This window comes from Povalibacter uvarum (assembly GCF_014202975.1).
Classification (GTDB): Bacteria; Pseudomonadota; Gammaproteobacteria; order Steroidobacterales; family Steroidobacteraceae; genus Steroidobacter; species Steroidobacter uvarum.
Map to the genome: position 1 here is coordinate 616714 of NZ_JACHHZ010000002.1, position 25318 is coordinate 642031.

Consider the following 25318-nt stretch of genomic DNA (forward strand, 5'->3'; position numbering starts at 1 on the left):
TCGATACCGCGTGTATCATCCGGACGCGAACGACACTCGCGCGAATCAAGCGCGACCATCCAGAAACGCGAAGGGGGATCCCATGCGAATCGCTCGATGCCACTGGCTCGCGGGCTTGCTGCTCGGTGCATTGCTGCCGGCAGCAGTTGCGATGGCGGCCGATACGCCCAAGGACATCTGGAACGACGTCGAACATCGCTACGCCGACTCCAGCGGTGTGCGCATCCACTACGCCGCTCTCGGCCAGGGACCCTTGGTGGTGATGATCCACGGCTTTCCGGACTTCTGGTATTCGTGGCGCGACCAGATGCAGGCGCTGGCGGCGAGCCAGTTCCGCGTTGTTGCAATCGACCAGCGCGGTTACAACCTCTCCGATAAACCGAAAGGTGTCGAAAGCTATCTGATGCCCAGGCTCGTCGACGATGTCGCTGCCGTCATCAAGGCAGAGCAGCAACCGAATGCAATCGTCGTTGGCCACGACTGGGGCGGCGCCGTCGCATGGAATGTCGCGATGAGCAAACCGGAGATCGTGCGACTGCTGGTGATTCTGAACCTGCCGCATCCCGCCGGTATCGGCCGCGAGATCGCAACGAACCCGGAACAGAAGAAGAACAGCGCATACGCTTTCAATTTCCAGAAGCCCGATGCGCACAAGCAGCTCACCGCGGAAGGACTCGCGCAGTGGGTGAAGAACCCGGCGGCACGCGTTCGCTATGTCGAAGCGTTCAAGCTCTCGGACTTCGAATCGATGCTCAACTACTACAAGGCCAACTATCCGCGACCCGACGCACCACCCGCGGCCACACCGCCCTCCTTTCCAAAAGTGAAGGCGCCGGTGCTCATGGTCCATGGCCTCGACGACAAGGCGCTCCTGCCCGGAGCATTGAGCGGCACATGGAACTGGGTCGAGAAGGATCTGACGCTGGTGACGATCCCGGGAGCGGGGCACTTCGTGCAGCAGGATGCAGCAGGAATGGTGAGCGAGACGATGGTGGATTGGCTGAGAAGAAGAGAGCCTGCTAGCCGGCTAGCTACTAGCCGGTAGCCAGAGGAGAGAGGAAGGAAACGGCTTCGTTGGCACCAAATGAAAAACGGCGCCGCAGTCACCCGCGGCGCCGTTCCTATTTCTGGCTAGCCGGCTAGCTGGCTACCAGCTAGCTGACTTCCTCAAAGCAATCCCGTGCGCCTCACGGCGCACGGGATTCTTCTCCCAACGATCAACTGGCCTATTAGTTGACCGTCTTGCTTGCAACGTTCGAGAGCGAGCTCTCGGCACCGCCCGACGTCAACGACTTCACTGCGAAGTAGTACGTCGCCGGCGACAGGTTCTCGATCACGTACGTCGACACGCTCGGGTTGTTGACCTGCACGGTCTGGTTCAACGAGTTCGAGCTCGTGCCGTAGTAGATACGGTAGCCGCTCAGATTGGTGAGCGACGAGCCGTCCGTGTTACGGGTCGGCGGCGTCCACGAGAGCGACGCAGTGCCGTTCGCCGTTGCGGTCACACTGATCGAGAAGGCCGACAGCGAAGCGGATGCTTTGCCATCGCTCACCTTGATCACGATGTTCGAGTACGTTCCGACCTGAGCGGCCGTCGGCGTGCCCGAGAGGCGACCGGTCGAAGCGCTGAACGTGGCCCACGACGGCTTGTTCGTGATGGTGAAGGTCAGCGAGTCGCCGTTGGCGTCGCTCGCGCTCGGCGTGAACGAATAGGCGCTGCCTGCCTTGATCGACGTCGTCGGCGTGCCGCTGATGCGCGGTGCCGTGTTAGACGAACCGGAGGACTTCACCTGGATCGTGAATGCCGGCAGCGATGCCGTCACCTTGCCGTCGCTCACCTTGATGACGATGTTCGAATACGTGCCCACGTGGCTGCTCGTCGGCGAACCCGACAGCTGGCCGGTGGACGTGCTGAAAGTCGCCCACGACGGACGGTTCGTGATCGTGAAGCCGAGCGAGTTGCCGTCCGGATCGGAAGCGGTCGGCCGGAAGCTGTAGGAACTGCCCACCGTCACCGACGTCGCCGGAGAACCTGAGATCGTCGGCGCACGATTCGAGCCGGACGACGACTTCACGGCGATCGAGAAGCGCGGCAGCGCTTTGGCATTCACGCCGTCCCACGCATAGATCTCGATGCTGGAGGAAGTACCCGCGCTCCTCGGCGTGCCGCTCAGCTTGCCGGTCGTGCGACTGAAAGTCGCCCACGACGGCTGGTTGCGGATACCGAAGCTCACGTACTTGCCTTCCGGATCGCGAGCCGAAGGCGTGAACGAATAAGCCTGACCGACGGTTGCTGTCGTCGACGGCGTGCCCGAGATCACGGGAGGTTTGTTGATTGCGGCATTGGCCAGGGGCATGAAGCCAGCGGCAGCGATGAACGCAAGAAGGAACCGTTGCACGCTGCCCGGTACGGTGCGCTGTGCGATAGACATGGAAGCGACCTCATCGTCTCAAGGACGCAGCCAGTCGCGGTGATCGGCTCCTGAAGGCTGCTGCGGAACTGCAGCAGCGGTTCGGGAGTTGCAGGGGACGTGATCGATACCGCAGCAGCGTGCACGCGCACGCCGATGGTGTTTCGGTAGCCCCGCCATCCTGCGCAACACTGCGCTGGACCGGTGGCTTTGCGTCCCCATCTCACGACGGGTTTGCCCTTTTCAAAACACGAAAGCTTCGCCAACCAACGAAGCACTCTTTGGTCCATGCAGGCGATTTGCGGCGAAGGTCCAGTGTTCCTTCGCGCCCGTGCAACCCGCTTGGTTGCGACGGCCGTCGTCTTTACCCCATCACTCCTGCATCTTCGTGAGATGCGCGCTGAACGTAGTGACGATCGGTTGCCTGCTTGGCGAGCGCGAGTAGACAAAGAAAAGCGTTATGTCGCAAATGTCTGAGTAGCCCGACAGACGGCTGAATTTTTTTCCGTCGCGTGCAGGACGCTTGACGGTGAATCGCGACAAGGTGTCTGAATCAGCAGGAATATCGATGTTCGGCAATTTCGCGCGTGCAGCGTCGTGCATGAAATCGATGCGCACTCAGGGAGTGTCTGATAAAAATTGCCGCGTGCAACTGAAGAAAAGATCACACGGCATGAATGTTCGCCGCGGGTGCGGTTACGAATCGGTCTGAAGGGATTCGTTGTATCGCGCGCAACTTCCTGCACGCGAGTCATCGCATTCGTCAGCCGAGAATCGCCTCGCGTCGATACAGACGGGTCGCGATCCAGATCAGGATGAGCCCCAGACCCAGAGTCGTTGCCACTGAGATCGCGACGTGAAGGGGATCGATGCCGTCGCCGCGCATCAGATCGGTCGCCAGCAGATGCTGGCTGAGACTCGGGATCGCCATGAGATTCGCGGTGGGCCGCGTGCCGTTCATCACGGCGAACATGATCGGCGCGAGCGGCACCATGAGCACGACGGACAACCATGTCTGCGCTTCGCGATTGCTGCGCGTAAACGACGCGACAACGGTCATGAGCCCAGCACCGAGCGGCACGAACGCGACCATCACGCCGAAGATCGCCAGCACGATCTTCGGGCCGAAGTTCGCCGACATGCCCAGCGCCTCCAGGGGCACGAACGACAGCGCGATGGCGGTCGCGACCAACGTCAGCAACAGCGACACGGCCATGAAGGCGCAGGTCGCCAGAATCTTCCCGACGATGAGCTGCGCGCGAGTGACCGGCAGTGACAGCAACGGCTCGAGCGAACCTCGTTCGCGTTCGCCGGCCGTGGTATCGATCGCCAGATAGAAGCCGCCTACCAGCATCGACATCAGGCAGAAGTAGGTCATCATGCCGAGGATCAGCACCGAGCGACCCGCCGGCGTCGCAACGTCGATGCCGCGCACTTCCACAGGCGTCATGACTTCCGGACCGATGCCACGCGCCAGCAGTCGCAGTGCCGCTGATTGCCGCCCATAGGCATCGAGGAGCCTTCTCGCACGTTCCGTCGTTCCGCCGGCCCGTGTATTCGCCGTATCCAGGACAAGATTCAGGGGCGCCGGTTCGCCGCGAGCGAGTTTCTCGCCATATGCGTCGGGCACGATGAGCACGAAGTTGTAGTCGCCGGAGCGCACTTTGGCGACTGCGTCGTCCGGGCCAAACGCCACGGATTCGATCTCGGCCCCGTGCTCGACGAGGAACTGCATCAGATTCGGTGCGCGCTCGGCACCGATCACCGGCAGCTTCAGCGGTTGCTCCTGATCGCGAACGGCGCGATTCGACGCGATGGTCGTCGTGAGCGCAAACAGCGCGGGGGCCAGCAGCACGCCGAAGAAGAAAGCGGAAAGCACCACGCGTCGGTCGCGCAGGTTCTCGAGCACTTCCTTGAGGAACACGGTGCCGAGGATGCTCATGCCGCATCCTCGGCAGCAGCCGCTGCCCGCACGAAGGCTTCCTCGAGATCGTTGGTTCCGAGTGCGGCGAGAATCTGCTCCGGTGTTCCCTGAGCTACGACACGCCCGCGCGCGATGATCACGATGTCGTCGCACAACGCGGCGACTTCCTGCATGACGTGACTGGAGAACAGCACACAACAACCGCTTTGCTTCAGTTCACGGATCATTTCGCGAAGCATGCGCACCGCGTTGACGTCGAGTCCGTTCGTCGGCTCATCGAGGATGACCGTCTTCGGCCGATGGATCAGTGCGCGGGCGAGAGCGACTTTCAATCGCTCACCCTGCGAGTAGCCCTTCGCGCGCCGGGAAGCGACGGCACTGATCCCCAACCGCTCGATCATCGCGTCGCACGCGTTCCTGAGCTCACTGCCTCTCAGGCCATGGAGTTTGCCGTAGTACTCGATGTTCTCGCGCCCGGTGAGCTGCACATAGAGTCCGCTCGAATGCGGCAGAACGCCAAGCGACTGCCGCACTGACAACGATTGCGTGGTGCAGTCATGTCCGTTCACGGTGGCTGAGCCGCTGTCGGCACGCATCACGGTGCTCAGAATGCGCAACGTCGTGGACTTGCCCGCTCCGTTGTGACCGAGCAGTCCCGTGATCCGACCGTCAGCCGCCGTGAAGGAAACATCATCGAGCGCCTGCACGGCACCGAAGTGTTTGCGGAGATTGGAGACGCGGATCATGGCCCCGCCCCCGTGAACGACAGCATGAACGGCGCAGGCTTCACACCGTCCAGGCACTTGGTCTCCACTGCCGTTGTGCCGCCACGTACGAATGCCGCCAACACGCGCGGCATGCACCCCGTGGCGAACTGGCCATGGCCCTGCCCCGCCAGCACAAGGTGCCGGCCGTTGGGATACGACGCGAGTGCACGCTGGCCGTACTCAGCAGGAGTCACGGGATCGTTGCTGCCCGAAAGAATCAGCACCGGCGCATCGCTCTTGAGCGGCGCGTTGAAATCGTCGTCGACGATGCCTCGCGGCCAGATATCGCAGACCGCACGCATGCCCACCATGAAGCTCGCTCCGAGGTAGGTTGCATCCAGCGATGCGGTCGAGACTTTCTCCAGGTCCCAGCGCGGAGCATCCTCGCTGCAGACGACAGCGAAGTGCATTCCATAAGAGAGCGCCTGCTCCATCGATCGCTTTACCATCATGTACTGCGCGACCATCGGCTCAGGCTGCTGCGCTGTCTGTGCCTGATGAATAAGAAGAGGCAGCAGCGATGCCGTCTCGTCGCTGTAGGTCAGCAGCCGGACGGCGGCATTGAGTTGCATCGGACCGAAGGAGGTCTGTTGCACTTGCGCGGTGAGCGGATCCGGCAGCTTCACCTGCAACGGCTGTCGTTGCAGTCGAGCGCGCAGCGCATCGAACTGCTCTTTCACGCTCGGGAAAGCCTTCGCGCAAAGCTTGTCATCCGCACAGTGCTGAAATACCGAGTCGAGCGCGTTCTGCGCGCGCAGGGCGATATCGGGACCGAGTGCCAGATCCACCGGAACGGCACCATCGAGAATCGCCGCGCGTACGCGCGACGGATAGCGACGCAGATAGTGCTGAGCGACCCGAGTGCCATACGACACCGAGTAGATCGAGAACGCCTCGTAGCCCAGGGCGGCGCGAACATCGTCGAGATCGCGTACAGCGACGCTCGTCGTATAGAAGCGAGGATCGCCCTGCAGCGTCGCAAGGCACTGGCGAGCGGCATCCTGCAGTTGCTGCGAGGCAGTGGTAAGAATTTCCGCGTCGTCGTCGAACGCGCAGTTCAACGCGTTGGACTGGCCGGTGCCGCGCTGATCGACGAGCACGATGTCGCGATCACGACGGATCGCCGCGAACGCCCCGCTTGCCGACGCATACACGTCGTTCGCTGCCTGACCCGGGCCGCCTGCAAGAATCACCAGAGCGTCTTTCTCCGGCTGCAATCGCAATGCAGGGATGACGGTCACACGCAATCTGATCCCGCGGCTGGCCGGATCGTCCCGATTCTCCGGCACCTCCATCCATCCGCAGCGGGCTGACGCAGTACCGCCCATCGCGCCGTCGATGCCGCATTCGGTCCAGTCAATCGGTCCGGCCGCGCCCGCTGCAAAACCGGAGGCGAGCAGCAGGCCTGCCGCGGCGCAAGAGAAAGCGGTATGGAATCGTCGACGTTTCTTCATGTTCGCCGGAGTACTTTCGACGCGTCGCAATGGTAGTCAGTAATGCCTGACCCTCGCTACTGGTGATTCTTTCGCCGAGCCGTTGGAACCAAGCGATGGGGTCATGGTCTTGTGCTGGCAGCGACACGCGGCTGAAGATACAGTCGCCGCGATTTCCAAGGGTCATTCTTCTCACCACGGAGTCCGCTCATGCGATTCATCAACGTGATTGCCGGTCTGGCGCTCGCGGCCGCGCCGCTGTCGGGAGCACTGGCGAAAGACGAGGCACTGGCCAAGGCCGTTGCGTCGCCCCATCGCACATCGACGCTGGTCGAACGCGACAAGGCCCGCAAGCCGCAGGAGGAACTCGAGTTCTTCGGCATCCGGCCCAACATGACAGTCGTCGAAATCGCACCAGGCGGCGGTTACTGGACCGAGATCCTGGCACCGTATCTGCACGACAAGGGCACGCTCTATATCGCGATCGCTCCCCGCGCCGCGAGCGAACGCGCCGCGACGCAGTACGACAACTGGAAGAAGAAAATCGACGAGAACGCGATCTACGGCAAAGTGAAGATCAGCGAGCTCGGCGGCGGCTCGTACAACATCGCCCCGGAGGGCTCCGCCGACATGGTCGTGACCTTCCGCAACGTCCACAACTGGATGGGTCAGGGAACGGCCGACCAGGTCTTCGCTTCGTTCTTCAAGGCGCTGAAGTCAGGCGGCGTGCTCGGCGTCGAGGAGCATCGGGCAAGCAACGACAAGCCGCAGGATCCGAAGGCGCAGAACGGCTACGTGCGCGAGGACTACACGATCGCGCTCGCCGAGAAGGCCGGCTTCAAGTACGTCGGCAAGTCCGAAATCCTGGCCAATCCGAAGGACACGAAGGACTGGGCACGTGGCGTCTGGACGCTGCCTCCGACCCTGGCGCTTGGCGATCAGGACCGCGAGAAGTACATTGCGATCGGCGAGGCGGACAACTTCGTGCTGAAGTTCGTGAAGCCCTGATGAAGCGTTGACGGTTGACGGTCGGAGAAAGAAGCCTGCTTCTGACCGTCGACAGTCCACCGTCAACCGGTTGCAGGAGGTCTCAATGCAAGACGACGTCAAAAAGTACCTCTGGTGGGGCATCCCCATCATTGTCGTGGCCGGCCTGGGAGCCGCGCTGTACTACGGGCGCAAGCACAAGGAAGCGCCCGTCGTTGCCGAGCAGGTGCGGACCGAGCCGGTCGCAACGGCACCCGATCAGCCGAGCAATCATCCGATCGACGCACCCTCAGCCGACAAGCCGCTGCCGTCCCTTGGCGAAAGCGACTCGGCCCTGCAGGAATCGCTCGCCGAAGTCTTTGGCCGGCCGCTCGAGCAGTTCCTCGTGCCGAAGAACATCGTTCGCCACGTCGTCGTCACCGTCGACAATCTCCCGCGCAAGAAGACGGCGATCCAGATGTGGCCGCTGCATCCGACCGGGGGGTTGCCACTGGTCGAAGGCCAGGACGATGCGCTCACACTGAGCGCACAGAATTCGACGCGCTACGCAACGCTGATGGCGATCGTACGCAACACCGACACACGCCAGGTGGCGGCGCTCTACAAGCGCTACTACCCGCTGTTCCAGGAGGCCTACACCGAGCTGGGCTACCCCGACGCTTACTTCAACAACAGGCTGGTCGAAGTCATCGACCATCTGTTGCAGACGCCGGAGGTCACGGGGCCCATCAAGCTCACGCAGCCCGGCGTCTTCTATCAGTATGCCGACCCGACACTCGAAGAACTCTCGGCGGGCCAGAAGCTGCTCATCCGCATGGGCAGCGAGAACGCATCGACGCTGAAGATGAAGCTGCGCGAATTGCGGCGAGAGGTAGCGAAGAGAGAGTGATGGACGGGTGTCATCCCCGCGCAGGCGGGTATTCATCTTTTTTCCAGTAGCGAGGGACGATGAGCAAAGCCCTCCTGACAATTGGCTTCCTGGCCGTGGGCTGCGCCACGGCAGCCGTGCATTTCCACGGCAAGATGAGCGACGCACAGACGCGCGTTCAGGAACTCGAAACACGCATCGCTGAACTCGAACGCACTGCAGGCAAACCCCGGCCTGCTCCCTTCGATGCGACCGCATCAGTACCGGCCGCCGAAGATGCGCCGGTCGCTCCCCCGCCGCCCGTTGCCAGTGCTCCGTCCCTCGTCGAGGCGAAACCCACAGCCGCCGATCCGGAGCGCAGGCAGGCCCGCGAGATGTTCATGCGCGAGCAGAAGATGCTGCTCAACGATCCCGAATACCGGGAGGCGATGCGAACGCGACATCGCATGAGCCTGAATCAGAACTACCCGGATCTCGCGGCGGACCTGGGCCTGACCCAGGAACAGACGGACGAGTTCATGGACCTGCTTGCCGATCAGCAGCTGCGCGCGACGAGCGGACTCGATCTCGCCGACGTCGACGGGTCCGATCCCGGTCGCCGCGAGCTTCTCCAGGCGAAGCTCGAGGAGCGCCGTCGCATGGACCAGGCCGAGCGGTTGCAGGTTCTCGGCGCGGATGGGATGCAGCGCTGGGAGGACTATCAGAAAACGATGGGCGCCCGCTTGCGGGTAAGCCAGCTCGACACCGCTTTCCAATCCGCCGGCATGCCGCTCTCCGATGATCAGCGCTCCCAGCTCAGGACTGCTTTGTCTGAACGCGAAAGACAGCGCGACGTTCGCGGATCGATGTTCGCGTCGAATGAGAGACCCACCTCTGAACAGATGACTCAGATGCGCGAGCAACAACTCGAACGAACGGAGCAGGAATTCGCCCGTTCGCGTGCCGCGGTCTCGCACATTCTCTCGACCGAGCAGATGCAGATTTACCAGCGCATGCACGAATCCGAGCTGACCTTGCAGCGGGCACAGCTGCGGCTGCAGCGCGCCAATGCCCAGTCCATGCAACGCGAAGGGTCCTAGTACCCGCCAGTGGCTGCTGAGTAAACGAACGTAAAGAAGCCGCTGCGCCGGTCTCCGCTCAGTACACTGCGGGGGCATGAAATTGCACCGCCTCATCCTCGCTTCCGGCACTGCGTCGCTCGGCGTGCTGTCGAGCGGCGCGTTCTCGAATACGCCTGCCCGCCCCGCCGATCAGATCTATCAAACCTATTGCGCGGTCTGTCATGCGACCGGCTGGAATGGCGCTCCCATCAACGGCATCAAGGACGATTGGGAATCACGCGCCGCCGCGGGCTTCGATTCAATGCTCAGGAACGTGAAGCAGGGTCTGAACACGATGCCGCCGATGGGCACCTGCATGGATTGCTCCGATGCGGAGTTGCAGGCGGCGATCGAAGAAATGATGAAGTTCTGAAGAAGAACGAGGGGGCCCGATGCGACACCGATCATTCGCACTACTCATCTGCGCGTGCGCGCTGCCCACGACAGCCTTCCCCGATACCGAATGGCGCTACTACGGCGGCAGCGCGGGCAGCGACAAATATTCGCCGGTGGCTCAGATCGACGCGTCGAACGTGAAACACCTCCAGCCGGCGTGGAGCTGGGTGAGTCCGGACGATGCGCTCGTGCCGACAGTAACGAAAGAGCGCCCCGGCTTCTTCAAGCCAACGCCCCTCATGATCGGCGGGGTGCTCTACACGAGCACCGGATTCAGTCAGGTCGCCGCGATCGACGCCGGCAGCGGCAAGACGATCTGGACGTTCGATCCGCAGGCGTATCTCGCCGGACGCAGGCCGGCGAACTCCGGCTGGCAGCATCGGGGCGTCGCGTATTGGGAAGGCCGCGTCGGCAATCGCACCGAGCGTCGCATCCTGATCGCAACGGGTACGGGCGAACTGATCGCGCTCGATGCGACCAGCGGTGCGCTGATCGATTCCTTCGGCAGGAACGGTCGCGTCGATGTGCAGGCCGCGCTGATTCGCCGCGAAGAGGATCGTCGCTTCGTCGGTTTCAATGCGCCGCCGATGATCGTGAATGACGTCGTCGTCCTCGGCTGTACGGTCTTCGATCGTCCCACCGCGCCGCAGATGCCCGCCGGACACATTCAGGCTTTCGACGTGCGCACCGGTGCTCCGAAGTGGATTTTCCACACCGTGCCCCAGGACAAGGAGCCCGGCGTCGAAACGTGGGGCAATGAGTCGTGGAAGTACTCCGGCAACACGAACGCGTGGGCGCCGATGAGCGCCGATCCCGAGCTCGGACTCGTGTATGTACCGGTCGGCACACCGACCAATGATTACTTCGGCGGCGATCGGCCCGGCAACAATCTCTACGCTGAGAGCCTGCTTGCTCTCGACGCCAGGACCGGCAAGCTCGCCTGGCATTTCCAGGGTGTGCATCACGGTCTGTGGGACTACGACTTCCCCGCGGCACCGACGCTCGCGGATATCACTGTCGACGGCAAGCGCATCAAAGCGATCGCGCAGATCAGCAAGCAGGGCTTCACGTATGTCTTCGATCGCGCGACCGGCAAGCCGGTATGGCCGATCGAGGAACGCGCGGTTCCTCAATCCACCGTTCCTGGCGAGAAGACCGCGGCGACGCAGCCCTTTCCGACGAAGCCGCCGCCTTTCGCCCGCCAGGGAATCACGACCGACGATCTCATCGACTTCACTCCGGAATTGCGGGCCGAGGCGATCAGGATCGCGAGCGAGTACACGATGGGCCCGCTCTTCACGCCGCCCACGATCGTTGGCGAGAACGGAAAGAAAGGCGTGTTGCAGGTACCGAGCGCCGCGGGCGGCGCGAACTGGGGCGGTTCGGCGTTCGATCCAGAACTCGGCTACCTGTATCTCGAGTCCGCGAACATCCTGTCGATGGCCGCTGTCGTAAAGGGCGATCCGGCGCGTCACAAGACGGCGTATCTGATCCAGAACCCGGTCGGCCCCTCAGGTCCGCAGGGATTGCCGTTGCTGAAGCCGCCTTATGGTGTCGTCACGGCAATCGATCTCAACAAGGGTGAGATCGCATGGCAGGTGGCACACGGCGACGGCCCACGCGATCACCCGTTGCTCAAGGCTCTGAACCTGCCGCCGCTCGGCGCATCGAGCCACACGTTCCTTTCGAGCGGCGGCCCGCTCGTAACGAAGTCGCTGTTGTTCGTGAACCAGGTGCAGACACGCAGCGACGGCCCGGGTTACTCCACGACCGAGTTCTTCATGCGGGCGTTCGACAAGAAAACCGGTGCCGTCGTGTGGGAACACAAAATGAAGGAGCCGCCGTTCGGCACGCCGATGACGTACGAGCTCAAAGGCAAGCAGTACGTCGTCGTTTCGACGGGTGGCGCGGGCGCGCCGGGGAAGCTGGTGGCGTTCGCGCTGCCGTGAGAAAAGAGGCAGAAGGATTCTCCACGGGGTAGGAGAAAAACAGTGAGAGAACGAGACCCTCTTCCTCAATGATCCGTTTCGTTTGTCTTACCCCGTGATCCCCGTGTACCCCGTGGAAAATCCTCTTCCACTCTTCCTTCCTCACTTCTTCCCACGCCGCAGCTCCGTCAACCGCTCCTCGAGGTACGACCCTGCCGTACAGCGATCGGACAGCACGACCTCCGGTCGCGGATGCAGGAACAGCGGCAACGATATGCGCGAGCGCCGTCGTGCTTCACCCGTAGGGTTCACGACGCGATGCGTCGTCGAACGGTAGTAGCCGCCCGATGCTTCCTGCAGCATATCGCCGAGATTGATGATCAGCGAACCCGGGTCGCAGGGAATGTCGACCCACTGCCCGCTCGAATCGAGCAACTGCAGGCCGCGCTCGTTCGAGGCCGGCAGCACCGTCAGCAGATTGATGTCCTCGTGCGCAGCCGCTCGCATCGCATCGTCGGTGCCATCGGGCAGCGGCGGGTAGCGCAGGATGCGCAGCAACGTATCCGGGCTGTTCGTGATCATCTGCGACAACGGCATGCGGAAACGCGAGCGGACTTCCGCGGGCGTGTGGCGCTCGACCCATTCGAGCAGTTCCGCCGCGAGCGTGCTGGCGAGCTGGAAATAGCGGCGCGCCGCATCCGACACTTCGGCCGGATATCGGCCCCATTCGTAGATGTGAAAGTATTCCTTCAGATCGCGGCGCGCATTTCCTTTCGCAGTCTCGGCGATCGCCTCCGAGAAGAACCCTTCACGACCCGCGCCTTCGACCAGGTAACTGAATTTCGCGTCGGTTCCGAAGAACGCGAGCCATTCGCGCATGATCTCTTCGATGAGCGAGTACGGCACCGGGTGATCGCGCAGCACGCCGAACCCCGTGCGTCGCAGCGATTCGGTGAACAACGCGGGTGCTTCAGGATCGGTGTAGGAAACGGCGACTAGAACAGGTTCCATGACGATTCCCTCTACGCGCCGAGCAGACCGCGGAGTCCGCGGCGGAACTGACTGACATCGACGCGCATCGCAATGCGCCAGTCGTGAAATCCTTCCGGACGTTGCTGCTGGGCCCCGCTCAGCTTCGCGAATGCGAGCGCCCTGAAGTCGACGATTGTCGCTCCCCAGCCGGGGCCCTGCGAAGTATCGATGGCCAGCGGCAGCAGTGGCGCCTCGACGATGAGATCTGGCGTCGAGAGTGCCATGACTGCGAGCAGGTCATGACAAGGGCATTGCGGCGCAGTGAAGGTCGAGCCGTACGTCCGGTAGAAACGCAGCGGCGCATCGAGAAAACGGGCTGCATGCGTCCGGTGCTGCGCGAGCAAATCGAACTCGGACTGAGTGAGCGTCGCCGCGTGAGTGACGTCGAGCCCGATCATCAACGGCGGATTCGTCCAGCCAGCGGCAACAACCATCGCCGCAGCCACCGGATCGCTCGCCACATTCGATTCGCCCGCAGGCAAAGCGTTGCCGCCCTCGCGCGCCGATCCCGCCATCGCAATGAGTTCGCGCACCTGGCCCGCCCAATCGGGATGACGCTCTACCGTGCGTGCGAGATTCGTCAGCGGTCCGATCGACACGACAGAAACGACGCCGGGCCGCGCCGCGCACAACCGGTACAGCAAACCATCGGCCGCTTCGAGTTTCGGTGTGGAAGCCGACTCGCCGGTCGTGGTGTCGCCGAGACCATCAGCGCCGTGAATGAAATCCGTGGAACGCAGCTTCGGAACGGGCCCGAGACGCGGGCCGCCGCCGACACCGACAGGGATATTGCTGCGACCCGCAGCCGCGAGCACCTTGAGCACGTTGCGTGCTGCAATCGCGGCGGGCACGACACCATCCACCGCAGTGACCGCAATCAGATCGATGCCCGGATCAGTGAGTGCCCACCACAACGCAGCCGCATCATCGACACCGCCATCGGTATCGATGATCACAGGCCGTGCAGTTGCTGAGCTCATTGGCAATCGGCTTCCTTGAGAGGGGAACGCTACGTGCCCTTGGCCTGTCATTCCCGCGAAAGCGGGAATCCGCGCCTTTCATCAGGATGGATCCCCGCTTTCGCGGGGATGACGGACGCCGAAGTTTACTTGCGCCGTCGGCATCGTGCAGCCGCACTCCTCTCTGGCTAGCCGGCTACCAGCTAGTGGCTAGCCGGCTTCTGCGTCAGCGATTGCCCGATCTTCCCTGATTCCTCGCCTGCCAGTTTCCGCCATCACGACGATTGCCATTGCGTCCCTGCTGCTGTCCCTGCCCCTGCTGGCCGCTACGCTGATTGCCATTGCCGCGGAAATCGCGCTGCTGCGAATTTCCGGAAGGCCGTCCGTCCCTCTGTCCGCCTCCCTGCGAATTGCCCTGCGGGCGACCCTGGCCGCGACGGCCCGATCGGTGACCGCCGTCGTTGGGACGTTGCGGCTGCTGCGGACGTGACTGCCGACGCGGATCTTGGTGCGGCGCGTATTCCTGCGATTCACGAGGAGCGACGCTGCGTCCGACCGGCGGTTCGGAAATCTGCGGGAGCTGGAGCTGCGGCACACGCTTGCCCAGCACGCGCTCGATGTCCTTGAGCAATCCCGACTCATCCGCCGAGACGAGCGACAGTGCAGCGCCGGTTGCGCCGGCACGGCCCGTGCGGCCGATACGATGCACGTAATCTTCCGGAACGTTCGGCAGTTCGTAGTTCACTACGTGCGGCAGCTCTTTGATATCGAGGCCGCGAGCAGCGACCTCTGTCGCCACGAGCGCGCGAATGTTGAATCCCTTGAAGTCCGCGAGCGCCTTCGTGCGCGCCGACTGACTTTTGTTGCCGTGGATCGCGGCCGCTTCGATGCCGTCGTCCTGCAACTGCTTGGTGAGGCGATTCGCACCGTGCTTCGTACGCGTGAATACGAGCACCTGCGACCAGTCGCCTTCGCGAATCAGGTGCGACAGCAATGCGCGCTTGCGATCCTTCTGCACGAGGTAGACGTTCTGCTCGACCGTGTCGACGGCCGCATTGCGACGTGCGACTTCGATCTCGACAGGCTGCTTGAGCAGGCCCTGCGCGAGCCGGCGAATGTCGTCCGAATACGTTGCCGAGAACAACAGGTTCTGGCGCTGCGAGGGCAGCAGCTTGATCACGCGACGGATGTCCGCGATGAATCCCATGTCGAGCATGCGATCGGCTTCATCGAGCACGAGCACCTGGACCTGCTTGAGATCCACGTTGCCCTGACCCGCGTGATCGAGGAGTCGACCCGGTGTCGCGACGAGGATGTCGGCACCGCGACGCAGCGCATCGATCTGGGGATTGATGCTCACTCCGCCGAAAATCGTGAGCGTGCGAAGGTTCAGGTACTTGCCGTAGCTCTTGATGCTGTCGGCGACCTGCGCTGCCAGTTCGCGCGTCGGCACGAGCACGACGGCCCGCGGTGAACGCGATGGATTCTGCGCGGCGTGAAGACGCTGCAGCAGCGGCAGTGTGAAACCGGCGGTCTTGCCGGTACCGGTCTGGGAACCGGCCAGGATGTCGCGCCCCGCGAGGATTTCCGGGATGACGCGCGCCTGAACGGGCGTGGGCTGCGTGTAGTTACGATCCGCGAGCGCACGGGTGAGTTCGGGCAGGAGCCCGAGAGAAGCAAATGGCATGACTTAAGGATTCCTCTACCGCACCTGCTCGCGAGCCGAAGCGTCGCGGGTCCAGTAAAGGCGGGAGACAAGTTCGAGACGGCCAGTGGGCCGTGAAATTCTCGACAAATGAACGAGCTGACCGGACGGCAGCTTGTATAGGCGGCGCGGACTCTACAGGGAATCGGAAAGGAATGCACTGAGGCATTCGCTCATACCGGAACATTTCCTACCGTCCGGGCATTTTTGGCACTGCTCAAGAATGCCGGCGCTGCTGTCGCGGCCCCCGGCAATGCAAGGTGCATCCGTTCGCCGGCGCGGCGGACCGGGGCATCGGGTCGGATTCATTCAGGCGGGTACGAACAACGCGATCAGTCGGCGAGGCAGCTGGAATGCGAGGCATCGCCGCTAACTAGTGCAAGCGACCATGTCATCGGTGCTGAAAACGCAACTGCCGCTCGATACTTGTGCCCAGGAGCCGATCCGGATTCCGGGGACGATCCAGCCTCACGGCGCGCTGATCGTCTGCCATCCGCAAAGCCTGACCGTGTTGCAGGCGAGCGTGAATTGCTCCGAGATCCTCGGCTGCGACGCACACATCATCGATCGACCGCTGCGCGAGATCTTCGGAGCTTCGCTGGCTGAAGAAGTCCGCCGCTGGCTCGACTCCCAGGACATCACTCTGCTGCGCACCACTTCGAGCGGCGCGAAGACGCTGCAGGTGCTCGGCCATCGAACGGCGCAAGGCATCATTCTCGAGTTCGAGGAACCGCCAGCGACGGAGAATGAAACGATCGGAGCGCTGTATCCGCGCATCGGCCGCTTCATGGACCAGCTGCAGGATCTGTCAGGCATTCAGGAAGCCTGCGCCGTGGCCGCGCGTGAATTCCGTCGCGTCAGCGGCTTCAACCGCATTCTCATCTATCGGTTCGATGCGGAATGGAATGGCGAAGTGCTCGCCGAAGACAGCGACGGTGTGCTGCCTTCGTATCTCGGGCTGCGATTTCCCGCATCCGACATTCCCGCGCAGGCGCGCGAGCTCTATCGCACCAACCGCTTGCGCCTGATTCCCGACGCGAACTACACGCCTGTGCCCGTTCATCCGAGCGCAAATCCTCTCGACAAGGCCTCGCTCGATCTGAGCCTCGCAGCGCTGCGCAGCGTCTCCCCCGTGCATCTGCAGTACATGCGAAACATGGGAACGCTCGCTTCCATGTCGATCTCGATCCTCGTCGAAGGGCGGCTCTGGGGACTGGTGTCGTGTCACAACGCGCAGCCGCGGCGAGTCAACGCGCAGATGCGGACTGCGTGCGATCTGCTGGGCACGATGCTCAGTCACCAGATCGCGTCGCGCGAACACAGTTCCTATGCGGCCGACCGCATCAGGCTCAAGCACCTGGAAGCGCAGCTGCTGGTCCATCTCACGACGGCGGAGTCGCCCTCTCGCGCGCTCGCGAGCCAGGGCCGGTTGTGGATGAACCTGACCGACGCGGCAGGCGCTGCCGTCATCACCGGCAACGAAGTCTTCGCATCCGGCGAGACACCTTCCGGGGACCGGCTGCGCAGCCTCGCTGACTGGATCGAAACGCAACACGGCGGCGATCAGTTCGTGACAGCCAATCTCGGCCAGCAGCAACCGGAGTTCGCGGACATTGCCGACGTGGCTAGCGGCGTGCTTGCCGTGTCGATCTCGCAGCTCCACCGCAGCTTCATTTTATGGTTCCGGCCGGAAGTGGTGCGCACCGTGCATTGGGCAGGTGATCCGCAGAAGGCCGTGCCGTCGACGACCGAACCGCTACGGCCGAGACACTCGTTCGCGAGCTGGGCCGAGCAGCAGCGATTGCGGGCGGAACCGTGGAGTCGCGCTCACATCGATGCCGCTCTCGATTTTCGCTCCGCGATGATCAACATCGTGCTACGACGTGCGGAAGAGCACGCCGCGCTGACCAGCCAGCTTCAGCGTACGAATCGCGAGCTCGAGTCGTTCTCGTACTCGATCAGCCACGATCTGCGTGCTCCATTCCGGCACATCGTCGGCTACACGCAATTGCTGCGGGATCGGGAAAAGAACCTGAGCGAGAAGGCGCAGCACTATCTCGAGAGCATCAATGAAGCGGCTGCCACAGCAGGCCAGCTCGTCGATGACCTGCTGAGCTTCTCGCATCTGGGACGCACTTCGCTCGCTCACGGCAACGTGGACATGAACAAGCTGCTGCAGGAAGTCCTGCGCACGGTCGAACCCGACATCCGCGAACGCCAGGTCGTATGGCAGCTCGAACGGCTTCCGTCCGCGTGGGGCGACGCAGCGATGCTGCGCCAGGCGCTGGTGAATCTGATCGGCAACGCAATCAAATACAGCCGTGACCGGACGCCCGCGACGATCAGCGTGCGCGGCGACGGCAACGAACGCGAATGCATCTACGAAGTCCGCGACAACGGCGTGGGCTTCGACATGCGGTACGTGCACAAACTGTTCGGCGTGTTCCAGCGCCTGCACCGGATGGAGGATTTCGAAGGCACCGGTATCGGTCTTGCCCTGACGAAACGCATCGTCGAACGCCACGGCGGCTGGATCAGCGCCGAGGGCGAAGTCGACCGCGGTGCCTGTTTCCGCTTTGCAATCCCAAGTCGGAAGGAGAGTTGAGCAATGGCTGACTTGCGACCGATCCTGCTGGTCGAAGACAACCCGAAAGACATCGAGCTGACGCTCGCCGCGCTCGCGAAATGTCAGCTCGCGAATTCCATCGTGCTGACCCGCGATGGCGCCGAAGCGCTGGACTACATCTATCGCCGCGGCGCTCATGCGGATCGCTACCCCGGTGATCCCGCAGTGGTGCTGCTCGACCTGAAGTTGCCGAAGGTCGACGGACTCGAGGTCCTCGAGCGGCTGAAGGGTGACGCGGACCATCGCCAGATTCCTGTCGTCATGCTGACGTCATCGCGGGAGGAAAGTGACCTCGTGCGCAGCTACGAGCTCGGCGTGAATGCGTTCGTGGTGAAGCCGGTCGATTTCAACGCGTTCTTCGAAGCGATCCAGGATCTCGGCATGTTCTGGGGCGTCCTGAACGAACCGCCGCCGCGCGGGCGCCATGGCAGCTGAAGCTCTCAATCTGCAGCGGCCGCTGCGCGTCCTCCTGCTGGAAGACAGCGACATCGACGCCGAGCTGCTGCTCGGCCATTTGTCGAAGGCTGGCATCGGCTGCGATCTCGAGCGCGCGACCAATCGCGAAGAGTTCCTGAACGCACTGCGTCCGGCGGAACTCGACATCATTCTCGCCGACTACTCGCTGCCGGATTTCGATGGCCTCACCGCACTCGACATGGTGCGCGAGCAGAGCCCGGATCTGCCGTTCATTTTTGTCTCCGGCGTCGTCGGCGAAGAGTTCGCCATCAATGCACTGCGTCGCGGCGCGACCGACTACGTGATGAAGCGAGGCCTGAACCGTCTCCCCGCCGCCGTCGATCGCGCCATCTCGGAAGCCCGCGAGAAGCAGGATCGCCTTCGCGCCGAACAGGCATTGCGGGTCAGCGAGTCGAGCACGCAGCTCGCGCTCGATGCAGCAGGGCTCGGCAAATGGGAGTACGACCCCGTTGCGGATACGTTGCACTGGGACGCGCGCTGCCGTGAGCTCTTCGGTCTCTCCACGTCAGAGAGCGTGGATCATGACCGCTTCTTCGCCCAGTGCCATGCGCTCGACCGTGAGCGCATCGAACGCGCATTGCGAGTTGCCATGGCGCCTGGCAGCACCGGCGAAGTCGCCGAAGAATGCCGGGTGATGCGCAGGACGGACGGCGACGAACGCTGGCTGTCGCTGGTCGGGCGCGCCTTCTTCGAAGACGGTGCCTGCACACGCTTTGTCGGCGTGGTTGCGGACATCACGCAACGCAAGCACCAGGAAGCCGACCTCCAGGAGCTCAACCAGACGCTCAAGGCGCGCGTCGCGCACCAGATCGCGGAACGTGACTACTTGTGGCAGCTGTCGCGGGATCTGCTTGCAGTGACAGATGCGGCCGGCGTACTGATCGAAATCAACCCGGCCTGGGAGTCGGCGCTCGGCTATCGACTGGATGCTGTGCCCGGCCGGCAGCTCGAATCATTCGTTCATCCGGACGATCTGTTCATCACTCGCGAAGCGATCGTGCGCACGATGCACGAGACGCTGCGACCGTTCGAGTGCCGCATGCGATCGGCCAATGGCACGTATCGCTCGATCTCGTGGTCCGCGACGCCGGGCCATGCCGGTATCTATCTGGTTGGTCGCGATGTAACCGAGGATCGCGAGGCGCAAGCCCGGCTTGCCCAGACCCAGGAAGCGTTACGGCAATCGCAGAAGATGGAAGCGGTGGGCCAGCTCACCGGAGGCGTTGCGCACGACTTCAACAACCTCCTGCAGATCGTCGTCGGCAATCTCGAAACGCTGCAGCGCAAGCTGCCCACGGAGTTGCCGCGTCTGCGCCGGGCAGCGGACCACGCAATGGCTGGCGCGCGACGTGCAGCGAACCTGACACAGCATCTGTTGGCGTTTTCGCGCCGCCAGCCGCTCGACCCGCGACCCGTTGCGATCAATCAGCTCGTCGAGAACATCTCCGAGATGCTGCGGCGAACGCTCGGCGAGCTCATCGAAGTTCACACCGAAATGGACACCGAGCTGTGGCTGGCCGAGATCGACGAGAACCAGCTCGAAGTAGCGCTCCTCAATCTCGCCGTCAATGCACGCGACGCCATGTCCGAAGGCGGCCGGCTGTCGATCGAAACGTTCAACGTCGATTTCAACGCGCTGCCCAACCTCTTCGATGCGGAGATCAGCGAAGGCGACTTCGTCGTGCTGCGAGTGCTCGATACGGGCAGCGGCATGACGCCGGAAGTGCTCGCGCATGCGTTCGAGCCGTTCTACACCACGAAGGGCATCGGCCAGGGGACCGGGCTCGGGCTCTCGCAGGTCTACGGATTCGTAACGCAATCCGGCGGCCAGGTGCGCATCACTTCGCAGGCCGGACTCGGAACGCAGATCACCATGTACTTCCCGCGCTATACGGGACCGATCGCGACAGCGGACGGGCCCATCGCAGCGACTGAGGATGAACAGCAAGTCACCGGCACGATCCTCGTCGTCGAAGACGATCCGGACGTGCGCGGCTACACCGTGGAAACCGTACGTGAGCTCGGCTACGAAGTGCTCGAAGCCCGCGATGGTCCCAGTGCATTGAAAGTGCTGAATCACGCGCCGCGAGGCACGGTGGACCTGCTCTTCACCGACGTCGTGCTTCCCGGTGGAATGGATGGCCAGCAGCTCGCCCGCGCCGCATCCGAACAGCATCCGTCGCTGAAGGTGCTGTTCGCGTCGGGCTATCCACGCGATGCCATCGTGCATCACGGCCGGCTCGATCCAGGCGTGCAGCTGATTCCGAAGCCGTTCGTGCAGGACGAGCTCGCTGCCCGCCTGCGACAGGTTCTCGATGACAACTCCGGCAATCGCTGAAATGAACGAACCCCACTCGCGTCGCAGCACCCTGAAGCAGGCCACCGATCATCTGCATCGCGAGCTCGACGGTATCGCATCGGGCTACGAACTGCGCGATGCCGATCACTACGCGGCGTTTCTCGAAGCGAGCGCGGGCCCCCTGATCGCACTCGAGCGCGTGCTCGAGTCCGCGGGAGTTGCCCAGTTGCTGCCCGATTGGTCGGAACGGCGGCGCGCTGACCTGCTGCTCGATGACCTGCGCCGCCTGGGGCGGCAGGCCACACCGCCGGTGCTGCGTCGTGCATCGCCGTCGCCATCGGAGATGTTCGGCGTTCTCTACGTGCTCGAAGGCTCCAGGCTTGGCGCACGGTGGCTCTATGCGCGTGTGTGCAGCAGCCCGGATGCGAAGGTCAGTGAAGCGCGCAGCTACCTCGCGGCTCACAATCCGTCGCTATGGCGTTCATTCCTCGAGATCCTCGAGTCGTCGCCGCACGCAACGGATGCGCAGGGAATGATCTCGGGCGCGCGCTATGCGTTCGTGTTGTTTCAGCGTTCGCTGGTGACGTTTGCGCCGGAGATCCCGAAGGGAAATTCCGTCACTCCCGCGTATGCGGGAGTCCATCCGGATCCGAGGCATGGACTCCCGCGTGCGCGGGAGTGACGGATGCTTCGCATAGCGCCCGGCTAGAGCCGGACCCTCGGCTGCTCACCGCTCGCAGCTCAGAGCCGGCGCCGCCAGGCGCCCCAGTATCCCTTCCAGCACCCGCCCCACTGCCAACAACTGCCTGTCCGCCCCAGTCACCGCAGCGAACTCCATTCCCACCGGCAGGCCACGCACCGTACCCGCAGGGAGCACGAGACTGGCGAGGCTCGCGACGCTGCCGAGTGCCGTATTCCTACCCATGACCTTGCGAATGGGCATCCGCTCTCCGGCCACCTCGAGTTCGAAGTTGTCGCCCAGGGGCGGCGGCGGTACCAGGATCGGCGGAAACGCGAGCGCGTCGATACGTTGCTCGGCGAAGAAGCCCTGCATGTCCGCGCGCAGCGCATCGCGCTGGCGAAGGGCCACTTCGTAGACCTCGTGACCTGGCGGCGCGGTTGTCTGGTAAAAAATCTTCAGATTGGGACTCATCTGATCGAGCAGTTGCTCGAACGAAATGCCGGTCGCCTGCTCGCGCAGGTACTTCGACATGCTGAGCATGTTCTCGTAGCCGATGATGATGCTCGCCGCTGTCAGCGCATGCTGCGCACTGGCCGGCAACTTCACATCGACGATCGATACGCCCGCTTCGCGCAAGCGTTGCAACGCCTGGTGAATCACGCGTTCGACCTCGCTATCGAGGCCGCCGAGAAGATCCGGCGCGACCCCCAGGCGCACATCGCCCGGCAAGCGAGTGGCCATCGACGAGAAGTCTCCCGTCACGACGCTGTCGAACAGTGTGAGATCCGCAACAGATCGCGCGAGTGGTCCAACCTGATCGAATTTGTCGAGCGTCAGCGCCATGATGCCCTGACCGGAATAGCGGCCGTAGGAAGGCCGGAAGCCCGCGATGCCGCACATGCTGGCAGGCACGCGGATCGAACCCAGCGTGTCCTCTGCAACAGCCAGTGGCGCGATGCGCGCCGCAACCGCAGCGCCGGAGCCGCCGCTGCTCCCACCCGGCACATGATCGACGTTGTGAGGATTGCGTACGGCACCGAAAGCGCCGTTGTTGCTCGTGTAACCGCGCGACAGTTCGTGGAGATTGGTCTTCCCCATGACGATCGCGCCGTGCGCCAGCAACGGCTTCAGTACCGCTGCATCGTCGAGTGGCCGGAAATCACGAAGAGCCCGCGTGCCGTTGGATGTCGGCAGCGAGGCTGTATCGACACTGTCCTTGACCGGAATCGGCAGGCCATGCAGCGCACCGCACGGCCGTCCGCCCGCTCGCGCGATATCGTGAGCACGAGCTGCTTCGAGGACCTGCTGAGCGTCGAGGGTTCGGAAGGCGTTAAGCGATTCCAGTCTGTGGGCCTGCGCTAGCAGTGCGTTTGCGTATCTCTCCGCGGAGACTTCACCGCGACTCATCGCCGCGACCGCGGCAGTTGCGTCGAGCTCGATCAGGCTGGCATCTTCGTTGCGCATGGTCCCGCTGAACTCCACGACCGCTCGTGACGAATCGTACGCCTTCCACTCAATGCCATGAACTCCACTTCAGACATCTTCGAGCCTGGATCCGCCGTTCGCATCGGCACATTGGCCGATATCAACGACGTCATCGGCAGCGCAATGAGCCAGGGCGGCCTGCTGCTGACCGAAGCGAATCTGACACCAGCCTTTCTGACGCTGCAGACGCGACTGGCCGGCGAACTGCTGCAGAAGTGCGTGAACTATGGAATCCGCATGGCGCTGGTGATGCCCGATCCCGCGGCGCATGGAGCACGCTGGGCAGAGCTTGCGCTCGAGCATCGCGTGCACCCGGTGATCAGGATGGTGGGGACGAGGGAGGAGGCGGTGCGGTGGCTGGTGGAACGAGCGTGAGCTCATCGTGGGTGCGGCATCTGGCTGTGGGTCCAGCCAAAGCCGGACCCACAGCCGGAACCGGATGGATTCCCGCTTTCGCGGGAATGACTCACAGCCGGAGCCTACTTCCGTGCCTGCGCCATGATCGCGAGCGGCCGGCCTTCCGGGTCCTTGAAGAATGCCATCCATTCCTCGGTGCCGTCGGCGTGCCTGTGGATCATGTGAGGCGCGGCGTCGAACTGGATGCCCCGTTCACCCAGTTCGCGATGGGCTGCCTGGATGTCCGGCACGCGAAGATACAGGATCGACTCGTCTGCCTTGACGCCGTGCTGGTCCGTCAGCATCAGTCGCGTGCCACCGCAATCGAAGAACGCGAGATGGCCGAACGTGTAGAGGTGCGGCAGGCCTAGCGTGCGACCGTACCAGTCGCTTGCTTCGCGAATGTCCCGGACCGTTCTTGCGATCTGCCCGATCGGACCGAGTTGCAGCGGTGCTTCCACGGGAATCTCCTTTGCAAGCGCACTGTCGCGCGGTGCACGGAACCAGCGGCGCATCTCGCTGCGGTCCGCGACACCAAGTTTCTCGCGAATGTTTCGAGCGTGATACTTCACTGCGTCGACGCTGACGCCCTGCCGCTTCGCGACGGCACGCTGAGTCATGCCATGCTGGATCGCATGCAGCGTGTGCCATTCCTTCGGCGTCAGCACGTCATCGTGAGCCGGGCGACCGCGGCGGGGACGCTTGTTCATGCGGCGATGCTAACGCCGGACGCTCTCATTTTCCCTACCCCGACGCCTTCTTCGTGGCCAGCGCGATCGGCAGGCCGACCAGGAACATGTGCACGAACAGGTTGATCGCAAAGAAGAGCGGCCGGAACACGAACGGATGCGGATACGCCGACAGCGGCAGCACGACCTGCGTCATGAACGGATACAGGATCGCACCGTAGATCAGGCCGGACACCACAGGCCGGCGAACGAGGAAGTCGAACCTGCGGCTGATGAGATAGAAGGCCGCGGCCATCATGAATGCGATGAGAAAGTGCAGCACGAAGCCCAGCACGGCAGTCGACGCACCTCCTTCATAGGCTCCCGGTCCGAGCAGGCCCGTTGCCACCGACTGCAGCAACCGCATCGGCGGCGTGCCCCGGAAAGCCGAGATCAGGATGGCGTAGGTGATATCGAGCGATCCCGCGATACCACCGCCAGCGAAAATGGCGAACAGTGCGGGATTCTTCCGTGTCTCACTATTCATGCCATCTCCTGGGTCACGCTCAGCCAGAGCCGGAGTTTCACACGGAGCTCACGGAGACCACGGAGAAGGAATTTTTCTCTCTCCGGAAACCTCCGTGAACTCCGTGAGCTCCGTGTGAAACTCCGGCTCTGTGAAACTCCGTCTCTGTGAATCTTCAGGCCTTCCGCCGGTACTGCACGAACGGCGAAAGAGTCGCGACTTTGTTGTAGAGCGCTTGCGCGGTGTGATTGTCATTCTCGGTATGCCAGTACACGCGCTTCACGCCGCGCGCATCGGCGGCTCGATAGACTGCTTCGATCAGCGCACGACCGGCACCAAGTCCGCGGACCGCCGGATCGACGAACAGGTCTTCGAGGTAGCAGTAGCCCTCGACGGACCAGGTCGACAGGTGGAAATGATAGTGGACGATCCCGATCACGCGATCGTCGCCATCGAGGGCGACGAATCCGTAGGGCTGCACCGACGGATCGATCAGCCGCTGCCACGTCGACTCCGTGATGTGAGCCGGAAGCTCGTAGCGGTAGAACTTGAGATAGCCGGCCCACAGCTCATCCCAGCGGGCGCGATCTGTGGCGCGCAGTTCACGAATTCGGGTCGCAGTCATCAGTGTTCCCAGCATCGGATTAGC

At 63.1% G+C, this 25318-nt stretch carries 23 protein-coding genes and 1 riboswitch; of the genes, 11 read left to right on the top strand and 12 right to left on the bottom strand.

Annotated elements, in window-relative coordinates; genetic code table 11:
• The first annotated feature begins 82 nt into the window (after nucleotides 1-82).
• A complete protein-coding gene (locus HNQ60_RS08995; RefSeq protein ID WP_221304108.1) occupies nucleotides 83-1045 on the top strand; it encodes an alpha/beta fold hydrolase in 963 nt (320 codons plus the stop codon).
• Nucleotides 1046-1229: 184 nt separating this feature from the next.
• Here the strand turns inward: HNQ60_RS08995 and HNQ60_RS09000 are convergent, their stop codons facing one another.
• The 5 genes from HNQ60_RS09000 to HNQ60_RS09020 all read right to left on the bottom strand — a co-directional run bounded on the left by HNQ60_RS09000 (nucleotide 1230) and on the right by HNQ60_RS09020 (nucleotide 6556).
• Complete coding sequence (locus HNQ60_RS09000; RefSeq protein ID WP_184330835.1) at nucleotides 1230-2432, bottom strand: fibronectin type III domain-containing protein; 1203 nt, start codon at nucleotides 2430-2432, stop codon at nucleotides 1230-1232.
• Nucleotides 2433-2574: 142 nt separating this feature from the next.
• A riboswitch (cyclic di-GMP riboswitch) is annotated at nucleotides 2575-2660 on the bottom strand.
• Between the two features lie 123 nt (nucleotides 2661-2783).
• Complete coding sequence (locus HNQ60_RS09005) at nucleotides 2784-3029, bottom strand: hypothetical protein (RefSeq protein ID WP_184330837.1); 246 nt, start codon at nucleotides 3027-3029, stop codon at nucleotides 2784-2786.
• A gap of 145 nt (nucleotides 3030-3174) precedes the next feature.
• On the bottom strand, nucleotides 3175-4353 hold the full coding sequence (locus HNQ60_RS09010; protein ID WP_184330839.1) for an ABC transporter permease: 1179 nt from the start codon (nucleotides 4351-4353) through the stop codon (nucleotides 3175-3177).
• Nucleotides 4350-5081 carry an ABC transporter ATP-binding protein gene (locus tag HNQ60_RS09015; RefSeq protein WP_184330841.1) on the bottom strand — a complete coding sequence of 244 codons (732 nt, stop codon included), beginning with the start codon at nucleotides 5079-5081 and terminating at the stop codon, nucleotides 4350-4352. The genes HNQ60_RS09010 and HNQ60_RS09015 overlap by 4 nt, the downstream gene beginning before the upstream one ends.
• Entirely contained in the window at nucleotides 5078-6556 is a 1479-nt protein-coding gene (locus HNQ60_RS09020; RefSeq protein WP_184330843.1) for an alpha/beta hydrolase, read from the bottom strand. The genes HNQ60_RS09015 and HNQ60_RS09020 overlap by 4 nt, the downstream gene beginning before the upstream one ends.
• A gap of 189 nt (nucleotides 6557-6745) precedes the next feature.
• Between HNQ60_RS09020 and HNQ60_RS09025 the strand changes: the two genes are divergently transcribed.
• The 5 genes from HNQ60_RS09025 to HNQ60_RS09045 all read left to right on the top strand — a co-directional run bounded on the left by HNQ60_RS09025 (nucleotide 6746) and on the right by HNQ60_RS09045 (nucleotide 11835).
• A complete protein-coding gene (locus tag HNQ60_RS09025) occupies nucleotides 6746-7543 on the top strand; it encodes a class I SAM-dependent methyltransferase (protein ID WP_184330845.1) in 798 nt (265 codons plus the stop codon).
• Between the two features lie 85 nt (nucleotides 7544-7628).
• Nucleotides 7629-8411: a DUF3014 domain-containing protein gene (locus tag HNQ60_RS09030; protein WP_184330847.1), complete on the top strand. Its 783-nt coding sequence runs from the start codon at nucleotides 7629-7631 to the stop codon at nucleotides 8409-8411.
• A 59-nt stretch (nucleotides 8412-8470) separates the two neighbouring features.
• Nucleotides 8471-9469, top strand: a complete 999-nt coding sequence (locus HNQ60_RS09035; protein WP_184330849.1) for a hypothetical protein — start codon at nucleotides 8471-8473, stop codon at nucleotides 9467-9469.
• Between the two features lie 76 nt (nucleotides 9470-9545).
• Entirely contained in the window at nucleotides 9546-9863 is a 318-nt protein-coding gene (locus HNQ60_RS09040) for a c-type cytochrome (protein WP_184330851.1), read from the top strand.
• Between the two features lie 19 nt (nucleotides 9864-9882).
• Complete coding sequence (locus tag HNQ60_RS09045) at nucleotides 9883-11835, top strand: pyrroloquinoline quinone-dependent dehydrogenase (protein ID WP_184330853.1); 1953 nt, start codon at nucleotides 9883-9885, stop codon at nucleotides 11833-11835.
• 141 nt (nucleotides 11836-11976) lie between these two features.
• On the opposite strand, the gene HNQ60_RS09050 is transcribed toward HNQ60_RS09045, so the two are convergent.
• From HNQ60_RS09050 to HNQ60_RS09060, 3 genes are all read right to left on the bottom strand, one after another.
• On the bottom strand, nucleotides 11977-12825 hold the full coding sequence (locus tag HNQ60_RS09050; RefSeq protein WP_184330855.1) for an isopenicillin N synthase family oxygenase: 849 nt from the start codon (nucleotides 12823-12825) through the stop codon (nucleotides 11977-11979).
• An 11-nt stretch (nucleotides 12826-12836) separates the two neighbouring features.
• Nucleotides 12837-13826 carry a nucleoside hydrolase gene (locus HNQ60_RS09055; protein WP_184330857.1) on the bottom strand — a complete coding sequence of 330 codons (990 nt, stop codon included), beginning with the start codon at nucleotides 13824-13826 and terminating at the stop codon, nucleotides 12837-12839.
• A 205-nt stretch (nucleotides 13827-14031) separates the two neighbouring features.
• Nucleotides 14032-15492 (bottom strand): DEAD/DEAH box helicase, encoded by a 1461-nt coding sequence (locus HNQ60_RS09060; RefSeq protein ID WP_184330859.1) that lies wholly within the window; start codon nucleotides 15490-15492, stop codon nucleotides 14032-14034.
• A gap of 406 nt (nucleotides 15493-15898) precedes the next feature.
• Here HNQ60_RS09060 and HNQ60_RS09065 point away from each other — a divergent pair, with 406 nt between their 5' ends.
• From HNQ60_RS09065 to HNQ60_RS09080, 4 genes are read left to right on the top strand one after another with little or no spacing between them, the layout of a single operon-like run.
• On the top strand, nucleotides 15899-18115 hold the full coding sequence (locus HNQ60_RS09065; RefSeq protein WP_184330861.1) for an ATP-binding protein: 2217 nt from the start codon (nucleotides 15899-15901) through the stop codon (nucleotides 18113-18115).
• A 3-nt stretch (nucleotides 18116-18118) separates the two neighbouring features.
• Nucleotides 18119-18571, top strand: coding sequence for a response regulator (locus HNQ60_RS09070; RefSeq protein ID WP_184330863.1), 453 nt, complete (start codon nucleotides 18119-18121; stop codon nucleotides 18569-18571).
• Complete coding sequence (locus tag HNQ60_RS09075; RefSeq protein WP_184330865.1) at nucleotides 18561-20951, top strand: hybrid sensor histidine kinase/response regulator; 2391 nt, start codon at nucleotides 18561-18563, stop codon at nucleotides 20949-20951. The genes HNQ60_RS09070 and HNQ60_RS09075 overlap by 11 nt, the downstream gene beginning before the upstream one ends.
• Nucleotide 20952: 1 nt before the next feature.
• Nucleotides 20953-21594: a biliverdin-producing heme oxygenase gene (locus HNQ60_RS09080; RefSeq protein WP_184330867.1), complete on the top strand. Its 642-nt coding sequence runs from the start codon at nucleotides 20953-20955 to the stop codon at nucleotides 21592-21594.
• Nucleotides 21595-21639: 45 nt separating this feature from the next.
• Here the strand turns inward: HNQ60_RS09080 and HNQ60_RS09085 are convergent, their stop codons facing one another.
• Entirely contained in the window at nucleotides 21640-23058 is a 1419-nt protein-coding gene (locus HNQ60_RS09085) for an amidase family protein (protein WP_184330869.1), read from the bottom strand.
• A gap of 57 nt (nucleotides 23059-23115) precedes the next feature.
• On the opposite strand from HNQ60_RS09085, the gene HNQ60_RS09090 reads away from it, so the two are divergent.
• Nucleotides 23116-23454, top strand: coding sequence for a DUF4180 domain-containing protein (locus HNQ60_RS09090; RefSeq protein ID WP_184330871.1), 339 nt, complete (start codon nucleotides 23116-23118; stop codon nucleotides 23452-23454).
• A 104-nt stretch (nucleotides 23455-23558) separates the two neighbouring features.
• Here the strand turns inward: HNQ60_RS09090 and HNQ60_RS09095 are convergent, their stop codons facing one another.
• The 3 genes from HNQ60_RS09095 to HNQ60_RS09105 all read right to left on the bottom strand — a co-directional run bounded on the left by HNQ60_RS09095 (nucleotide 23559) and on the right by HNQ60_RS09105 (nucleotide 25294).
• Nucleotides 23559-24185 (bottom strand): VOC family protein, encoded by a 627-nt coding sequence (locus tag HNQ60_RS09095; RefSeq protein ID WP_184330873.1) that lies wholly within the window; start codon nucleotides 24183-24185, stop codon nucleotides 23559-23561.
• A 34-nt stretch (nucleotides 24186-24219) separates the two neighbouring features.
• Nucleotides 24220-24690, bottom strand: a complete 471-nt coding sequence (locus HNQ60_RS09100; protein ID WP_184330875.1) for a hypothetical protein — start codon at nucleotides 24688-24690, stop codon at nucleotides 24220-24222.
• 154 nt (nucleotides 24691-24844) lie between these two features.
• The gene (locus tag HNQ60_RS09105; protein ID WP_184330877.1) at nucleotides 24845-25294 is read right to left on the bottom strand and encodes a GNAT family N-acetyltransferase; all 450 of its coding nucleotides are present in this window, start codon (nucleotides 25292-25294) and stop codon (nucleotides 24845-24847) included.
• Nucleotides 25295-25318: the final 24 nt, after the last annotated feature.

Excerpts from the sequence above, each read along its gene's own strand:
- HNQ60_RS08995 (WP_221304108.1), top strand. The coding sequence starts at position 83 with ATGCGAATCGCTCGATGCCACTGGCTCGCGGGCTTGCTGCTCGGTGCA.
- HNQ60_RS09000 (WP_184330835.1), bottom strand. The coding sequence starts at position 2,432 with ATGTCTATCGCACAGCGCACCGTACCGGGCAGCGTGCAACGGTTCCTT.
- HNQ60_RS09010 (WP_184330839.1), bottom strand. The coding sequence starts at position 4,353 with ATGAGCATCCTCGGCACCGTGTTCCTCAAGGAAGTGCTCGAGAACCTG.
- HNQ60_RS09015 (WP_184330841.1), bottom strand. The coding sequence starts at position 5,081 with ATGATCCGCGTCTCCAATCTCCGCAAACACTTCGGTGCCGTGCAGGCG.
- HNQ60_RS09020 (WP_184330843.1), bottom strand. The coding sequence starts at position 6,556 with ATGAAGAAACGTCGACGATTCCATACCGCTTTCTCTTGCGCCGCGGCA.
- HNQ60_RS09025 (WP_184330845.1), top strand. The coding sequence starts at position 6,746 with ATGCGATTCATCAACGTGATTGCCGGTCTGGCGCTCGCGGCCGCGCCG.
- HNQ60_RS09030 (WP_184330847.1), top strand. The coding sequence starts at position 7,629 with ATGCAAGACGACGTCAAAAAGTACCTCTGGTGGGGCATCCCCATCATT.
- HNQ60_RS09035 (WP_184330849.1), top strand. The coding sequence starts at position 8,471 with ATGAGCAAAGCCCTCCTGACAATTGGCTTCCTGGCCGTGGGCTGCGCC.
- HNQ60_RS09040 (WP_184330851.1), top strand. The coding sequence starts at position 9,546 with ATGAAATTGCACCGCCTCATCCTCGCTTCCGGCACTGCGTCGCTCGGC.
- HNQ60_RS09045 (WP_184330853.1), top strand. The coding sequence starts at position 9,883 with ATGCGACACCGATCATTCGCACTACTCATCTGCGCGTGCGCGCTGCCC.
- HNQ60_RS09050 (WP_184330855.1), bottom strand. The coding sequence starts at position 12,825 with ATGGAACCTGTTCTAGTCGCCGTTTCCTACACCGATCCTGAAGCACCC.
- HNQ60_RS09055 (WP_184330857.1), bottom strand. The coding sequence starts at position 13,826 with ATGAGCTCAGCAACTGCACGGCCTGTGATCATCGATACCGATGGCGGT.
- HNQ60_RS09060 (WP_184330859.1), bottom strand. The coding sequence starts at position 15,492 with ATGCCATTTGCTTCTCTCGGGCTCCTGCCCGAACTCACCCGTGCGCTC.
- HNQ60_RS09065 (WP_184330861.1), top strand. The coding sequence starts at position 15,899 with ATGTCATCGGTGCTGAAAACGCAACTGCCGCTCGATACTTGTGCCCAG.
- HNQ60_RS09070 (WP_184330863.1), top strand. The coding sequence starts at position 18,119 with ATGGCTGACTTGCGACCGATCCTGCTGGTCGAAGACAACCCGAAAGAC.
- HNQ60_RS09075 (WP_184330865.1), top strand. The coding sequence starts at position 18,561 with ATGGCAGCTGAAGCTCTCAATCTGCAGCGGCCGCTGCGCGTCCTCCTG.
- HNQ60_RS09080 (WP_184330867.1), top strand. The coding sequence starts at position 20,953 with ATGAACGAACCCCACTCGCGTCGCAGCACCCTGAAGCAGGCCACCGAT.
- HNQ60_RS09085 (WP_184330869.1), bottom strand. The coding sequence starts at position 23,058 with ATGCGCAACGAAGATGCCAGCCTGATCGAGCTCGACGCAACTGCCGCG.
- HNQ60_RS09090 (WP_184330871.1), top strand. The coding sequence starts at position 23,116 with ATGAACTCCACTTCAGACATCTTCGAGCCTGGATCCGCCGTTCGCATC.
- HNQ60_RS09095 (WP_184330873.1), bottom strand. The coding sequence starts at position 24,185 with ATGAACAAGCGTCCCCGCCGCGGTCGCCCGGCTCACGATGACGTGCTG.
- HNQ60_RS09100 (WP_184330875.1), bottom strand. The coding sequence starts at position 24,690 with ATGAATAGTGAGACACGGAAGAATCCCGCACTGTTCGCCATTTTCGCT.
- HNQ60_RS09105 (WP_184330877.1), bottom strand. The coding sequence starts at position 25,294 with ATGACTGCGACCCGAATTCGTGAACTGCGCGCCACAGATCGCGCCCGC.